The 16,597-nt window shown below is 43.3% G+C and carries 9 protein-coding genes; 7 read left to right on the top strand and 2 right to left on the bottom strand.

The window, feature by feature from the left end; translation table 11 throughout:
- Nucleotides 1–22 precede the first annotated feature (22 nt).
- Together ACYQ3L_RS03215 and ACYQ3L_RS03210 are read right to left on the bottom strand one after the other, a co-directional pair.
- Nucleotides 23–1,717, bottom strand: coding sequence for a glutamine--tRNA ligase/YqeY domain fusion protein (locus ACYQ3L_RS03215; RefSeq protein WP_380001780.1), 1,695 nt, complete (start codon nt 1,715–1,717; stop codon nt 23–25).
- A 111-nt stretch (nt 1,718–1,828) separates the two neighbouring features.
- Nucleotides 1,829–2,089 carry an outer membrane protein assembly factor BamD gene (locus tag ACYQ3L_RS03210; protein ID WP_380001782.1) on the bottom strand — a complete coding sequence of 87 codons (261 nt, stop codon included), beginning with the start codon at nt 2,087–2,089 and terminating at the stop codon, nt 1,829–1,831.
- A gap of 489 nt (nt 2,090–2,578) precedes the next feature.
- Between ACYQ3L_RS03210 and ACYQ3L_RS03205 the strand changes: the two genes are divergently transcribed.
- From ACYQ3L_RS03205 to ACYQ3L_RS03175, 7 genes are read left to right on the top strand one after another with little or no spacing between them, the layout of a single operon-like run.
- Entirely contained in the window at nt 2,579–5,764 is a 3,186-nt protein-coding gene (locus tag ACYQ3L_RS03205) for a SusC/RagA family TonB-linked outer membrane protein (protein WP_380001784.1), read from the top strand.
- A gap of 19 nt (nt 5,765–5,783) precedes the next feature.
- Complete coding sequence (locus ACYQ3L_RS03200; protein WP_380001786.1) at nt 5,784–7,532, top strand: RagB/SusD family nutrient uptake outer membrane protein; 1,749 nt, start codon at nt 5,784–5,786, stop codon at nt 7,530–7,532.
- Nucleotides 7,533–7,563: 31 nt separating this feature from the next.
- A complete protein-coding gene (locus tag ACYQ3L_RS03195; RefSeq protein ID WP_380001789.1) occupies nt 7,564–10,611 on the top strand; it encodes a SusC/RagA family TonB-linked outer membrane protein in 3,048 nt (1,015 codons plus the stop codon).
- A gap of 24 nt (nt 10,612–10,635) precedes the next feature.
- Nucleotides 10,636–12,399, top strand: a complete 1,764-nt coding sequence (locus ACYQ3L_RS03190; RefSeq protein WP_380001791.1) for a RagB/SusD family nutrient uptake outer membrane protein — start codon at nt 10,636–10,638, stop codon at nt 12,397–12,399.
- Nucleotides 12,400–12,435: 36 nt separating this feature from the next.
- Entirely contained in the window at nt 12,436–13,353 is a 918-nt protein-coding gene (locus ACYQ3L_RS03185) for a BT_3987 domain-containing protein (RefSeq protein ID WP_380001793.1), read from the top strand.
- Between the two features lie 49 nt (nt 13,354–13,402).
- On the top strand, nt 13,403–15,460 hold the full coding sequence (locus ACYQ3L_RS03180; protein WP_380001795.1) for an arylsulfatase: 2,058 nt from the start codon (nt 13,403–13,405) through the stop codon (nt 15,458–15,460).
- A gap of 11 nt (nt 15,461–15,471) precedes the next feature.
- A complete protein-coding gene (locus tag ACYQ3L_RS03175; protein ID WP_380001797.1) occupies nt 15,472–16,527 on the top strand; it encodes a glycoside hydrolase family 43 protein in 1,056 nt (351 codons plus the stop codon).
- Nucleotides 16,528–16,597: the final 70 nt, after the last annotated feature.

Here is a 16,597-nt window from a genome sequence, read left to right as displayed (position 1 = left end):
CTAATAATACAGATAAAGATTGTTATTTATCTTTTGTTTTTGCCCACGAATCCTTAAGCGATACCGTACGGTTAAACACCATATTATTATCGGTAGTATCCTTATCTACGCAGAAATAACCTGTACGCTGGAACTGGAATTTGTCTCCTGCCTTGGCGTCTTTCAGATACGATTCCATTTTACAGCCTGTAAGAACACGAAGCGAATCGGGGTTCAGCAGTTCTGTCAGATCCCTTCCGTCGTCGGCCGGATTCTCTACTATGAACAAACGGTCGTAAAGGCGGACTTCAGCATCGAAACAATCTTCCGTAGAGACCCAGTGGATAGTACCTTTCACCTTGCGGCCGCTTTCAGGCATACCGCTCCTGGTCTGGGGATCGTATTCGGCATATACCTCCGTTACATTTCCATCCTCATCCTTTTTACAGCCTGTGCATTTTATTATATATGCATTTTTCAGGCGGACCTCATTACCCGGAGTCAGGCGGAAATATTTCTTAGGAGCATCTTCCATAAAATCGTCCCTTTCGATAAATAATTCACGGGAGAAGAGTATATTATGGCTTCCTGCGGTTTCATCTTCCGGATTGTTTTGAGCTTCCATTACCTCGGTCTGTCCTTCAGGATAGTTAGTTATAACCAGTTTCACAGGGTCGAGCACAGCCGATACGCGGGTCGATTTTTTATTCAGGTCTTCACGTACAGCATATTCCAGCAGGCTTATATCATTTACCCCATCGTATTTGGTATAGCCTATACGGTCTATCAGATTGTGAATAGACTCGGGCGTATATCCCCTGCGGCGAAATCCGACAAGAGTGGGCATACGCGGGTCATCCCAGCCCGAAAGTATTTTTTCTTCTACCATACGCCTCAGATTACGCTTGCTCAGGATAGTATAGGTAAACTGCAGCTTGTTGAACTCGTATTGATGCGGGCGGTAATTATCCGTAGCAAGCTGATCGATAAACCAATCGTATAGCGGGCGGTGTACTTCAAACTCAAGCGTACAGATAGAGTGAGTCACCCCTTCGAAGTAGTCACACTGTCCATGAGCGAAATCGTACATCGGATAGGCCTGCCAGGTAGTTCCCGTACGGTGGTGCGGATGTTTGATGATACGGTATATGATAGGGTCGCGGAAGTGCATGTTCGGCGATGCCATATCTATTTTCGCGCGAAGCACCATGCTACCTTCTTCGAACACTCCTTCATTCATTTTATGAAAAAGGTCGAGGCTTTCTTCGATAGGACGGCCGCGATAGGGGCTGTTTACCCCCGGTTGTGTCGGAGTACCTTTCTGCCTGGCAATTTCTTCCGCCGGCTGCTCGTCAATGTAAGCTTTGCCTTCTTTTATCAGCTGAACGGCAAAATCCCATAATTTACCAAAATAGTCGGATGCATAATAAACATTCGGCCAGTCGTAACCCAGCCATTTAATATCTTCCATAATGGAATCCACATACTCCACGTCTTCCTTCACCGGATTGGTATCGTCGAAACGGAGGTTGCAAATACCCCCGTATTCTTTTGCAATGCCGAAATCTATACAGATAGCTTTTGCATGACCAATATGCAGATAACCGTTCGGTTCGGGCGGGAAACGGGTCTGGACACGGCCATCGTTTTTACCTGTTGCCAGGTCGTTTACCACTGCTGCCTCTATAAAGTTGAGGCTCTTTTTCGGCTCTTCTGCATTTAATATATTCTCAGACATACGGTTAAAATAAGTAATGGATAGAATCTAATGATATGCTATCGAATTATAATTTGTTCTTGTTTCTTTAATAAACAGGTCTGCGACCTTACGTTAGTTTCTTTTTTATTATCAGTTATTTGAAGTTTCACCCTGCATATATGTGTTATATGCGGACTGGAACTCTTCATATTTCTCCGTCCCTTTATAGCGGGATAAAATCTCCTGTGCTTCTTTATATGCTCTTTCGGCTTCCTCGAGGTCACCTTCTTTTACATATCCTATCGATTCTTTATTCAGCTGAGCCGCCTTTTTGGCGTCGCTATCCACAGAGGAACATGCAGTGAATAAAATAATGAAAGAGATAAAAGTAAGTAAAAATGCAAGTTTCATATAAAAATTTTAATTAGGGTACAAAGATAATTCTTTAGTAATAAGTTAGAAGTAATAAACAGTAAGTTTTTTAGACTTTCCACCAGGATGAAGGGAAAATGAACAATATTTGGTATAAACGTCCAATTTCACCGGTATTTGCAAACATGTTCACGAAATACACACTATTGTACAAGAATTATAAACAATGAACAATAATGTTTATAAAAAGAACATTGATGCTATTGGTTTATCTATTAAAATAATTGTTTTGTATTATTAAATTTCTGAAAAACACATTAACCGTTAAACTCAATCCAAACAGTATGAACAGATCCTGCACATAATCAGCTTTTATATCAGGTGATATCGAAACCTTAAATATTAACATATTTTATTATCTAATATTATGACGAAACATTCTTATTAAACCATCAAAATCTGAAATTATGGGAATAACAATTATTTATTCTGTTAATCTAAGTATGTAACACTTTTATAAATTTCACTATGAAGAAAAAACACAAGAATAAAAAAGGTCTATTTGTTTTTTACGTGTCTTTTTCCTGTATTCTCGTCACCATGTTATTAACCCCATTGACATTGGCCGGTCAGGAAAAGGCAAGTTCTCGTATTATTACAGGTATCGTGCTCGATAATCAAGGCTTGGAACTACCCGGTGTTTCCGTAATAGTATCAGGTACACAAACGGCAACGATAACAGATGCAGACGGAAGATATAGAATATCAGTTCCTTCTGGCCGCAAAAGTCTTACTTTCAAATATATAGGCTTTGCAGAGGAGGTGATAGACATATCTGATAAACAAATAGTTAATGTTACCATGCAGGAATTATCTTCCGCTCTGGACGAAGTAGTAGTTGTCGGATACGGAGTTCAGAAAAAAGAAAGCTCCGTCGCTGCTATCAGCCAGGTAAAAGGAGATGACCTTGCAAAAGCCTCTACCACATCATTAGCTAATGCGCTTGCCGGACAAATCCCAGGTATCAGCACTGTACAATCATCAGGACAACCGGGTGCGGACGCATCCAAAATATACATCCGCGGAGTTTCCTCATGGGTAGGGAATGACCCTTTGGTAATGGTAGATGGAGTAGAACGCAGCTTTAATGACATAGACCCGAACGAAGTCGAATCTATTTCGGTTCTGAAAGATGCTTCTGCCACAGCCGTATTCGGGGTACGCGGTGCGAACGGAGTAATATTGATTACCACAAAACGGGGAACAAAGGGCGAAATTAAAGTCAACGCCACGCTGGAATTCACCATGAAGCAGCCCATCGGGATGATAGCGCCCGAAAATAGCTACATTACAGGCCTTGTGATGAATGAAGCCTTTAAGAATGACAATAACTGGGGCTCCATCCTTTCCAATGAGGTACTGGAACATTACAGGATACAGGATATGCCCTATTTATATCCGAATACCAATTGGCAGGAGGAAATGATAAAAGATGTTGCCTTTTCCCAGAAATATAATGTCAACATAGCCGGCGGAACCGAATATGCAAGAGTATTTGCTTCGGTATCATATACCAATGAGGGTGATATTATAAAGACCAAGAAGCAACCGACATACGATCCCAGATTTAAATACAACCGCTACAATTACAGGTTCAATATCGATACAGATATTACCAGGACAACACTGCTGTCGCTGGATGCAGGCGGATATATAGGAATACGTAACTCGCCGTATGAAACAAACATTCAACGGCTCTACCGCCCTATATTCATGTTGGGGCCGATGGATATACCGCCGTATTATCCGGCCGAGGCACTGAATATGTATCCGGATAACCGCCGCCCCGAAGAAGTAGGCGATAGATTGGCATCCACAGGACTCCCCAATTCAGAGAATCCTAATATTGCGAATAACTATAGCGGAAGCAGACAACTGAAGACAACCGACCTGAACGTTACGCTGAAGTTAAGCCAAAAGCTGGATTTTATAACCGAAGGATTAAGTTTTACGGGTAAAGCGGCTTACAACAATAATACAACCTATTCGAAAGCATATTCATACGATGCCGTCAGTTACAAACTAAATGCTGATCTAGCCTGGGCCCGTTATAGAGGACGCGACGGAAAACTTGACGGGGAATCTCCCCAGTCTCCGGTAACCAGCGAAAGTGAAGGTATATATGCCGACAAGCTCCCTTTCCGGTCATGGTATTTCGAAGCGGCATTGAATTATGCACAAAAATTCGGAAAGCATGATATTACAGCCTTATTTTTGGGACAAAGAAGGAAAACCCAGACCAACATCCAATTCCCTACTTACGAGCAAGGAGTTACAGGACGTATAACGTATGACTTCAATAACCGCTACCTGTTCGAGGCCAACCTTGCCTATAATGGTTCGGAACAGTTTGCTCCGCATAAAAGATATGGTCTTTTCCCATCATTCGCCGTTGGTTGGAATCTGCACCATGAAAAGTTTTTCAAACCGGTCTCTTCTATCGTGAGCAGGGCTAAGATCAGGGCTTCGTATGGAGAAGTGGGTAGCGACAACAGTTCGTCCCGCTGGTTATATGTTTCGTCCTATGTAAACGGAAACACAGGGAATAAGTTCAGACCGGGAACCGCTGGCGAAACCGGGCCGACAATTACTTCGGTGATTGAAGAAAATGCGGCTAATATCGATGCTACATGGGAAAGAGCCATAAAAAAAGATATCGGAATAGAAATGGCATTTTTGCCCAATAATATGTTTACCCTTACGCTCGATTTTTATAAAGAGAACAGGGATCAGATATTATTGGACAGGATGTCTGTCCCTGCCTGGTTCGGAGTAGGTATGAAACAGCAAAACCTGGGGGAAACGGAGACAAAAGGCTACGAGATGGAACTTAAGTTCCAGCACGAATTGTCTTCAGGGTTCCATTATTGGTTAAAACCGGGTATGAGTTTCAGTGACAACCGGATAATAGAACGTGACGAGCCAATGTATAAGCCGGAATACCAGAAGCAGGCCGGAAACAGGATTTTCCAGCAAATGGGCTATGTTTCTGTAGGTATGATACAAAATGCAGACCAGCAGATGAACAGTTTGCGGTATGGCTCGGGAATTATGGGACTGGGGGATTCCCAGTGGGTCGATTTTAACGGCGACGGGAAAATTGACGAACAGGATCAGGTACCTATGGGGTATTCGACTCTTTATCCGCTTTATAACTACAGCTTGAGTGGAGGTTTCCAGTATAAGAACTTTGAATTCGACTTTCTGTTCCAGGGTGTCAGCCATGTATCTAAAGTTGTTATCGATGCCTATTCATGGCCTCTGCACCGGTTGTCGAACCATGTATTTGATTATGAGAGAGATGCCTGGAGCCCTGATAACCGGAACGCTCAATACAATGCTTATCACTTCGATGCTAACAGGACACATAACAATATTGGTGATGGGGCCGTCAGGAGTACAAACCTTTACGATGGCAGCTATATACGCTTGAAAACAGTGAACATAGGATATTCTATTCCCAAAAAAGTAGTAAAGAGCATGGGAATAGACAATATGAAAATATTCCTGCGCGGAAATAATATTTTCACATGGGCTCCCAATTATCCGCTTGCCGATCCCGAAGCCAGTGACGGTGGTTCTGCCGCGAGATTAGTTAACGGATATTATCCTATGCTCAGAAGAATACTAATAGGGGCGCAATTGACATTCTAATTATCAAAATATAAATGTTATGAAAAAATATATATACATACTTTGCCTTACATTCATTTTCGCATCGTGCGGCGATTATCTCGATAAGATGCCGGAAGCTGACGGATATGATTTTGATAAAGTATTCAAAGACTCTGTTAATTACCGTAATTTTTGCGAATATCTGGTTATAAATCCATTTTTCCTGTATCATGAAAATGGTGTAAAGCCTTTAGGAAGTTACGATTGCCTTACCGATAACTCCATCTCTACAGCTTTATACTCGGGCGTGCCGTCGGTACAGGCACAATTGGGAAACTACTACGCTTTACGTACCAATGGCGATGCACCGATGTGTAATAACGAAACATGGGGGCAGATATGGAAGCATTTGCGTGTGGCCAATACCGGAATACGTAATATAGATTTCTACTCGGGAGGATCGGTTTCCCGTGACAAAATACTTGGCATGTGCTATTTTTACCGCGCTTTTTGCTATATGGACCTAACTCGCCGCTGGGGAGGAATGCCATATTTATATGCACCTATAACAAATGCCTCGGAAGATATGGATTACCCCCGCCTAAGTATGCAGGAAACGTATAAGAGAGCGGCAGTAGACTGTGATTCTGCCGCAATGTACCTGAAAAATACTATCCCGAATTCCGAATTTCAACATCCCACACGCGTTGCGGCTCTCGCACTGAAATCCCGTATCCTGCTATATGCAGCCAGTGATCTGGCACGGTATGAAAATGGTACCGGAGAAGACCTGTGGGAGGAAGCTGCTCTGGCAGCAGACGAGGCAATACGTGTAATGGAAGAAGCTGGCCACGGACTTGTCGACTGGGACGATTATTATTACATATTCAAAGGGGATAATGAATCCATTTATACTAAAGAAGTATTATTTGGAAGGAGAGCCAACCACCAATGGGGATCGGATGCCTATACGAATACCGCACGCCCGCCCGGCCAGCTTTCGGGTAAATACGGTGTGGCTGTAAATCAGTTACTTGTAGACTGTTTTGAAATGCAGGCTACGGGACTGCCTGTAGATGATCCTGAGTCTCAATATAAAGAACAGAATCCATATGCCGGAAGAGATCCGCGCTTCAGTTATAACATCATATATAACGGACAGCAGGTTATGAACCGCACAATGGAGATATATCAGACGGATGAAAGTAAACCCGGCATTGAGGGCAGCAAAGACCTGTCAATGAGTGGAGGCGTACCCCTAATGGGCTTTACTCAAACAGGGTATTATGCAAAGAAATGGTTGGGAATGACTTTTAATGCACATCTTCCGCTTTTATGGCCATATATACGTACAGCCGAAATCTATATGGGATACGCCGAAGCTGCAAATGAAGCATGGAGTGCCCCAAACAGTCTGCATAGCGGATGTTTGTATACGCCCGAACAGGCTATTAATAAGGTTCGCAACCGGGCTCAGATGCCTGGAATACATTCTAAATTCCTGACAAAAGACAAATTCCGCGAACGCGTTCGTAATGAAAGACGTATCGAACTTTGCTTCGAAGAGCATCGCATATTCGACCTGCGCCGTTGGAAAATCGGTACGCAGCCGGAGAACAGGGATATATGGAGAATGTATATAGCAAAACTTGCCCCTGGTTATAATGCCTCAGTCTATCCTACGGGATATAAATTTGAGAAACAGTTCTATATGAGAAGAATCTACGAAGACAGGCACAACCTTTTTGTAATCAAGCTTGACGACACTAATATAGGTCCTAATTTCAAACAAAATCCGGGTTGGTAAACAAATAATTACTCAGAAAAATTAAAACAGTATGAATAATAATTTATCCAGAATATATCGCATATTATTTGTCGGTTTCTTTTTGATATCCAGCCTACAACCTATAACAGGACAAGAAAAGAAAGTAAAGAAAGAAACCAAAACACCTGTGCAAATCGAAATTGTGAATACGGAAGGGCTGCCGGTAAGCAAGGCCAAAATAGTTTCTTCCAAAAACCGTCATACATATACTGTTGATGGCTCCGGTAAAGGAACAATTTCCTTATATAAGGACGATAAAATCAAGATAACGGCAGAGGGGTATGCTACGCAAACGATGTCTGTATCACAATTAGAGGCAGGTAAAGTGACCATGAAAACGATCGTCGGTTATACGGGCGATGAAAGCCGTATATACACACCATTTGGAGAAACAAATGAGCGCCGTACCGTGGGAGCGTACTCCAAGGTAAAGGGGGAAGACCTTGAGGCAAACCCTACGACAAACATGATGAATGCCTTGAATGGGCGGCTCAACGGGCTGTTCTCTATGGATAATGCTATAATCAGCAATACGATGGATCAGGGACTAACCAACAATACAAGTTTTGTGCGTACTCCTTTGGGGAATATCATAATTCTGGTTGATGGTGTGGAGCGTTCTTTAGATTATATAGAACCCGAAACGGTAGAAAGCGTGCAGCTGCTTAAAGATGCTTCATTAAAAGCATTGTATGGAGGTATACAGACGAATGGGATACTGATGGTAAAAACCAAAAGAGGTAAAAAATATGAAAACAAAGTCAGGGTAAATGTCCAGACAGGCATACAAAAGCCTACACGTTTGCCTAAATACCTGAATGCATATGAATATACCTCGATGTACAATCAGGCCCTGATCAATTCGGGGCAGGCGCCATATTTTAAAAATCCCGGCAACTATGTCAACGGAGATCCTGTCTTATATCCCGATATCGATTACTATGAGATGTTTCTGAACAGTAATATGGGTATAACCAAAGCCAATGCGCAGTTTACGGGAGGAAATGAGAAAACATCCTTTTTCACGCATGTCGGTTTCCAGACAAATGGCGGATTAGAAAAATACACCAAATATCCGAACAACGACCAGACATTTACATTACGAGGAAACGTAGACAATACGATAAAGGATTTTATAACATTCAAGGCAGGTTTCAATGCGGCATTACGCAACAAGCAATGGCCTAATATGTCTACCCAGACCTTCTTCAATCTGCTATCGGATACCCGCCCCAATGAGTTCCCTATATTCATTCCGGGAGACAAGGCCGGAAAACCCGATACTGAATTTGTATTGGGAGGTACTGCCGAAAACCAGAATAATGTATATGGTATGCTTATGAATAATGGTTATAGAGAGGGTGAATATTCTTATATCCAATCGGATATGACTTTGGATATTGATCTGAACAAATGGGTGCAGGGACTGGTGATAAAGCCAAGTGTAACCTTCGATGTATATACTGCGATGACATCATCGCAAGGAGGAACTTTCTCCGTCTTTGAACCTGTAATGAATCAGGATCGTTCCGAAGTTACCGGATATAAGATATGGGGAAAAGATACCCGTGAAACCAATAAGACAAGGACATCTGATGTCACACAACGTAATTTTGCCTATAATGTAACGGCAACTTACAATCGTAAATTCGGAGAACATGACATCAATGCCCTAATTGTATATTTCCAGCAGACGAAAGAATATAATTCGCTGATACAAAAACTTAAAAGACAAAATATAGGAGGAAATATCAACTATATGTACAGCGACAGGTACATTGCCGACCTGAGTGTGAATTATGTAGGAGTGGGCTCCTTCGCTCCCGATAAGAGATTCGGCACATTCCCGACCTTCGGTGCAGGATGGATTCTTTCCGAAGAATCGTTTATGAAAAACATCCCGTGGCTCGATTATCTGAAGCTCAGGGCTTCTTACGGAATACTTGGTTCTACCGCTTATACGGCAGACGGCCTGTTTTCGGCATACTTATACCGTGATGTCTGGGAAAGGGGTGGCGCACATGCCGACCTCAACGGACTCAATAATATTGCGCGTCCATATCAGACGGGGAATCCGGATATAGGTTTTCAAAAAAGCTACGAATTTAATATAGGTGCTGACTTCTTGTTGCTGAACCGTTCCCTCAGCCTTTCGGCCGGATACTTCAATAATAAACTGAAGGGAGCTTTGGCCAATCTTACCGATATCACTCCCGGTGTAATAGGTAAAGGCCCGGCATTGGTGATGCGCAATTACAAAGATTATGTCAGCAAAGGCTTTGAAGCCGAATTCCTATATCAGAAAAAGTTCGGGGAATTACAGGTAGCCGCAGGCGCTAATATTACATATGGAAAAACTGACATCACCAAAGAGGCTAATCCCGATTATCCGGCGGGATATGAAGGTTTGCTTAAAATTCAGGCCATGGGAGATATACAGGGACTCAGGGTGACCGGTACATTCGCCGACCAGAATGAAATAGATAAAGCGCCTGTCCAGCTGTTCGGAACTGTTGTCCCGGGGGATTTCAGATACGAAGACACAAATAACGACGGGTTCATCGATGACAGGGACAGGACTGTCATAGCTAACACATCTCCGTCTGTCGAATATGGGATCACCATTAAATTAGCGTATAAAGGATTTAACCTCGACCTGTTAGGATACGGTCTGGCTGGTTTCGACCGGGTGCTGGATAACAAATATTACCAGATATACGGTAACAGAAAATATTCGAACGTATTGAAGGACGGTCTTCCAAACGGAAATCCTCATCCGGTACTGAGGGCGGAATACAGCAACAATAATTTCAAAACGTCCGATTATTGGGTTGTAGATGGCAGTTTCTTCAAGTTAAGGAATGTGGAACTGGGATATACGCTTCCTCATATAACGACTTCGAAGTTCGGTATCAATAATCTTAAGTTTTTCGCGAGGGGAGCCAATTTATTTACTATCTCTAAAATAAAAGACCTCGATCCGGAAAGTCTTAGCGCCGGAGTTTCAAACTTCCCTCTATGCATGACACTGACAGGTGGTTTATCATTTTCATTCTAATCAAAAAACAGAAAAATAATCATTATGAAACATAAGATTAATATATCGGTACTCATACTTCTGTTTGTAAGTCTATCTTCTTGTTCCGATTTTTTCGATCTCGAACAAGACAACACGATGACGGAAGAGGAAGTATTTGCCAATGCCGCATATTTCTGCGGGCCATTGATGGATAGTTATTCAGCCTTGCCGGGTTTCTATAATATCGAATTCGAAAATATGACTGATAACGCAGTAGACAATGATTTCTCAGGCGATTATTATATTTGCGGAACGGGAGCGCTACGCCCTGACAACAACCCTCTGAACAACTGGGAGACAAGATATAAGCAAATCCGTAATATAAATATCTTCCTGAGTAAAATGGTGTTGGACCCTACAGCGAAGCTGCCTACTCCGGTACGTTTCTATGTAATCAATAATAAGAATGACAGTATAGATAATGTGCGGGAATTTCAACGGCTGCTCGGCGAAGCTTATTTCATGCGTTCGTACTGGCTGGCAGACCTTCTTCGTAATTTTGGCGGAGAGGCAAAGGACGGGTCCATGCTTGGCGTACCTCTTGTACAAGGACGTATCCTGAACATAGACGATAACCTGGATATTCCCCGTGCGACATACGATGAATGTGTACAGGCTATCGTTAACGACTGCGACAGTGCGATCAAATACCTTCCTGTAGAGTATAAGGGAACGGACAGGGTCATCGGGGCCAGTATAAACGGCCGTGCAGCAGGTATAAGTGCAATGGCCCTAAAGGCCAGAATACTGCTCTACGCTGCGAGCCCGGCATTCAACAAGGATAATGATATGGTAAAATGGGAGAAGGCGGCCATTGCTGCCGGTGAGGCCATAAAAGCAGCCGGGGGGTTAAGTAACCTTTCGAAAATGGATGATTATTATTTTGCCAAACTGAATAATAAGAACTATGAAAACCGGGATATATTATTCAGAGGCCCGATAATGACAGGGAACCAGCTATATGAATTGAATCACTATCCGCAATCGATGTATGGGGCGGCTACCAGTGGCGCATCTCAAAATTATGTGGATGCATTTCCCGACAAAGACGGATATCCTTTATCCGAAAGCAGCTATGACTATTCTGCCAATCCTTTCCAGAACAGGGACCCCAGACTGGCGTTGTTTGTCGGTTATAATGGAAGCAAAATGGGCCCGGGAAATTATTATACCATCGAGTCGTATGAGGGGGGTGCCGATGCTTACGTTCCATTGAAAAAGACATCCAGAACATCCTACTATATAAAGAAGCTATTACGTACAAACCAGGTTCAGTTAATCCCCGGAAATGATACGAAAACTCAACGGGCCAATATCATATTGGGCATGCCCGAGTTATACCTCAATTATGCGGAAGCGGCTAATGAAGCATGGGGTGTCAAGAGCGATCCCCGCGGATTTGGCTTTACGGCTTACGATGCTTTGAAAAGCATACTAGTCAAGTACGGAAGCGGAGAAGCATACCTTAATAAGGTGATAGGGGCGGATGGAAATAAATTCCGAACTTATCTCCGGAATGAGCGCAGATTGGAATTAAGTTTTGAAGGCCATTACTTTTATGACCTGCGCCGCTGGATCGGCAATAACAGTGTGACAAGCCTCAATGTGGATGTATACGGTATGAAAATCACGAAGAAAGAAGACAATACATTTTCTTACGAGAAAATATTATTGGAAAAAAGAAGGTTTTTATCACCATATCAGCCTATACCATACATGGAATTATACAATGCTCCGAGCCTTGTACAAAATTATGGCTGGCAATAATACATTACATGATTGTACTACAAAAAAGCTTATAATATGAAAAAATATTTATTAATATCCGTAATACTTCTGGGAATATTCTACTCTTGCGGTTTCGAAGAAGAAGATGTTGTTTATCCCTACACTTCTGTTTATCTCCCCAACCAGTCCTATAACAGGAACATTATAGTGGGGGAAGGGCTTGAGCTGGAAATAGGAGTTATTTTTTCGGGAGTAGTAGACAACAGACAGGACAGGTCTGTCAGCTATACCATAGACCCGTCACTGATCAACACGGCAGGTCAGTACGAATTACCTCAGACCTTCTATAGCTTTGGGGATTCGGAAATCAGAATACCTAAAGGCCAGTTGAAGGGTTACCTCCCGGTAAAATTAGATTCGCTTACTTTCCTGAACGATCCAAAATCCTTGACAGGAGAATACATAATACCTATACGACTGGTCTCATCTTCAACTATAGACTCGATAAATGCAGGGATGAATTATATGAAACTCTCTGTCAGCTATTTTGCCAAACAGCATGGGAATTATACATATAGTGGAAAGATCACTGCAACAAACGCGGGAGTTTCAACAGAAACTACTTATGCAAATATTTCCACCGTTACGGAAAGTTATCGTTTGCTGAAAACTACAGGCCCTACCAGGATGCGTGTCGTTGCAGATGCAACCTCCCAGTCGAAGGACCCGGCAAAGGCCACATATTCGTTTATTGTGGATGTTCCGGTATATGGAGGCGGGGAAATTAGCATACTTCCCGACCCAACTTCGCCGGTAGTGGTATCTCCCGACGGAAAATCGACCTATGATGTATCTACGAAAACTTTCAGGCTGAATTATCAGTATGCAAAGGGTGGTTCTACATACAAGGTTTCGGAAGAGCTGGTATTCAGGAACAGAATACGGGATGTTCAGAGCAACGGGTTATATATAAATGAATGGAGAGGTTTTTAGTTGATCTTAATTTTCTCTCTCGAATAAATCGAATAACTTTAATGAAAAAATGAAAGTCAGTAGAAAATTCTCCTATTTAGGATTGGCCTTTGCCGGAGCATCTGCAATAAGCAATGCTCAGGAAAAGCCCAATATAATAGTTATCCTTGCCGACGATATGGGATATTCCGACCTGGGATGTTATGGAGGCGAGGTGGAAACGCCCAATCTGGATAAACTGGCCGAAGACGGTATCCGCTACCGCCAGTTTTACAATTCGGCCCGTAGCTGTCCGTCCAGGGCCGCGTTAATGACCGGTCTGTATCCTCATCAGGCAGGAATGGGATGGATGGCTGCTGCCAATCTGCAACGTCCTCCCTACCAGGGATTTTTAAATAACGAATGTGTTACTATTGCCGAAGTGCTCAGGACAGCCGGTTATAAAACGTATATGAGCGGTAAATGGCATTTGAGCAGTGACCGTCAGAACGAAGGGGCGGTAATGGACAACTGGCCGAACCAGAGAGGATTTGATAAGTTCTACGGAATCGTAGGAGGAGCGGCAAACTATTTCGAAACTGTTGTAAATATTAATAACAAAAGGGTTGAAACACCTAAAGACGGTTCATTCTATTTTACCCATGCCATCAGCGACAATGCTATAAACTATATAGACAAGCATAACTTTTCGGAAAGCCCGTTTTTCCTTTACCTTGCCTACAATGCTCCCCACTGGCCGCTGCATGCTTTAGAAAAGGATATAGAAAAGTATGTGCAACGGTACAAAGCCGGGTGGGACCAACTGAGGGCGGAACGATTCGAACGCCAGCAAAAAATGGGATTATTCGGGAGCGACGCTGTTCTTTCTCCACGGGATCAGGCTGTAGAAGCATGGGACAAACTCACGCCGGAGCAGCAGCACGAATTTACGATGCGTATGGCAATATATGCCGCGCAAATAGATGCCATGGACCAGGGTATCGGACGATTGGTTGAAAAGCTGAAGGAAAAAGGACAGTCGGATAATACAATCATTATGTTTATGGCAGATAATGGCGCCTGCGCGGAGTTTATCAGTGGCGGAAAACGCAAAGCCGTAGATGGAAAACAGGATACATATGAAAGCTATCGTATCAACTGGGCAAATCTGAGCAGTACACCCTACAGGGAATACAAACACTATACAAATGAAGGGGGGATAGCTTCCCCGCTTATCGTACATTACCCGGCCGGAATTGATAAGAAGCTGAACAGATCGTTTGTGAATGAGTATGGCCATTTTACCGACATTATGGCTACATGTGTCGACCTGTCGGGAGCCGAATATCCGAAAAATTACAAAGGCCACCAAATTACGCCGATGCAGGGCGTCAGCCTTGTCCCTAATTTTAAAGGGGGAACGACAAACCGCGACATCACATTCTGGGAACATGAAGCAAATATAGCAGTAAGGGACGGCAAGTGGAAGATAGTGTCGAAAACGGACGAGGGAACCAGGTATGACGAGTCATCCGTTAAACTGTATGATATGGAAGCCGATCCGACAGAAATGACCGATCTGTCCGGAAAATTCCCTGAAAGGCGTGCCAGAATGTATGAATGGTGGAAGCAATGGGCGGACAGGATAGGAGTAACACCTATGGACACCCGCGGATACGGGCAGCGTCAGCAGGCTTATAAGCGTGACGATATAAACGGGGAATTCGATGACAATTTCGGCGATTGGAATATCGTTACAAAGGATGGCGCGGATGTAAGGTTCAGTATCGATACCGTAAACACTATATCGGGCAGGAAAACAGCCCGTATCGATATTAAGAAAAAAGGAAGGAAGCCTAATTCATCCCTTATGAAGTGGGTATTCAATACCGGAAAAGAAAATGCGGTCGCTACTGTTTCTTTCAAAGGCAGGTCGGATAAGACATCGACTATTTTCTTCAGGGTAGAAGAAGCCGGAAATCAGGCGGCTAAGGCTTTGGATAAAGAGATAACCCTCACTAAAGAGTTGCAGACATTCGATTTCAAGGACATTCCCATCCCGGACAAGGGACGTTACCAGATCGTCTTTTATGTGGGCGCTTCGGGCAACACCAGCTGGATAGATGATGTCAGGCTTATAGTGAAATAATATACAATTCCATGAAAAACTGTTGCATAATATTCTTGATACTTATTCTTTATCCTGTGCCGTTTCTGTACGCACAGGATAAGGATGATAGCGGTGACAAGTATTTTAATAATCCTATAGCCAAGGGGGCTGATCCATGGGTTATTAAAACCGATAGCTGTTATTATTATTGTTTTGTAAAAGGAGCAGGAATTGCTGTCTCCAAAACGACAGAGCTGCATAAGCAGGGTGATCCCGTAACAGTATGGAGCCCTCCGTCCGAAGGATGGAACAAAAGGTGTATCTGGGCTCCCGAACTGCATTATGTCCGTGGCAAATGGTACATCTACTATGCTGCCGGAGAGTCAGGCCCCCCTTTCATACATCAGCGTACAGGAGTTCTGGAATCGGTCACCGAAGATCCACAGGGTGCATATATAGATAAGGGGATGATGTTCACGGGGGATGACCTGAGAAAGAAAGATGATCCGCGGGAAAATCGCTGGGCGATAGATATGACCGTTTTCGAATGGAAAAACAAGCTATATGCTGTGTGGTCCGGCTGGGAGCAGATAGAGAAAACGGACAAGACGCAGCAATATCTGTATATTGCCGGAATGGAAAATCCCTGGACTTTATCGACAGGCCGGATACTGTTATCGAAACCGGATGCAAAATGGGAAACAGGCGGCCCTCTCGATCTGAATGAAGGTCCCGAAGTGCTGATAAATGGTGATAACCTGTTTATTATCTATTCTTGCGGGCAGTCGTGGCTGGAAACCTACAAGCTGGCTCTACTGAGGTTGAAAGATAAGGACGCCGATCTTCTGGAGCGGGCTAACTGGGAAAAATCCGGTCCCGTTTTTACGGGGAATAATAAGGTTCACGGTGTAGGACATGCCAGTTTCACAACATCGCCGGACGGAACACAAAACTGGATCGTTTACCATTCCAAGATCGACCTAAAACCCGGATGGAGAAGGGATATACGCATACAGCAATTTACTTTCGGCAAGAGTGGCGCTCCTGTATTCGGCAAGGCAGAACCTGCAAGCCGGAGGCAGCCTAAGCCATCGGGAAATTTTTAACATTTACTCTCTCCAAAATAATAAGGGGATACAGGATGGAAGTAAAAGATATACTTTGATAATATCATTC

Source organism: Dysgonomonas termitidis, from assembly GCF_054657735.1.
The sequence above is the reverse complement of the archived record's forward strand: the minus strand, read 5'-3'. Positions and strand labels throughout refer to the sequence as shown.

Bases quoted from the DNA above. Each gene is read 5' to 3' on its own strand.
- ACYQ3L_RS03215 (WP_380001780.1), bottom strand. From the start codon at position 1,717: ATGTCTGAGAATATATTAAATGCAGAAGAGCCGAAAAAGAGCCTCAAC.
- ACYQ3L_RS03195 (WP_380001789.1), top strand. From the start codon at position 7,564: ATGAATAATAATTTATCCAGAATATATCGCATATTATTTGTCGGTTTC.
- ACYQ3L_RS03190 (WP_380001791.1), top strand. From the start codon at position 10,636: ATGAAACATAAGATTAATATATCGGTACTCATACTTCTGTTTGTAAGT.
- ACYQ3L_RS03185 (WP_380001793.1), top strand. From the start codon at position 12,436: ATGAAAAAATATTTATTAATATCCGTAATACTTCTGGGAATATTCTAC.
- ACYQ3L_RS03180 (WP_380001795.1), top strand. From the start codon at position 13,403: ATGAAAGTCAGTAGAAAATTCTCCTATTTAGGATTGGCCTTTGCCGGA.
- ACYQ3L_RS03175 (WP_380001797.1), top strand. From the start codon at position 15,472: ATGAAAAACTGTTGCATAATATTCTTGATACTTATTCTTTATCCTGTG.
- ACYQ3L_RS03200 (WP_380001786.1), top strand. From the start codon at position 5,784: ATGAAAAAATATATATACATACTTTGCCTTACATTCATTTTCGCATCG.
- ACYQ3L_RS03205 (WP_380001784.1), top strand. From the start codon at position 2,579: ATGAAGAAAAAACACAAGAATAAAAAAGGTCTATTTGTTTTTTACGTG.
- ACYQ3L_RS03210 (WP_380001782.1), bottom strand. From the start codon at position 2,089: ATGAAACTTGCATTTTTACTTACTTTTATCTCTTTCATTATTTTATTC.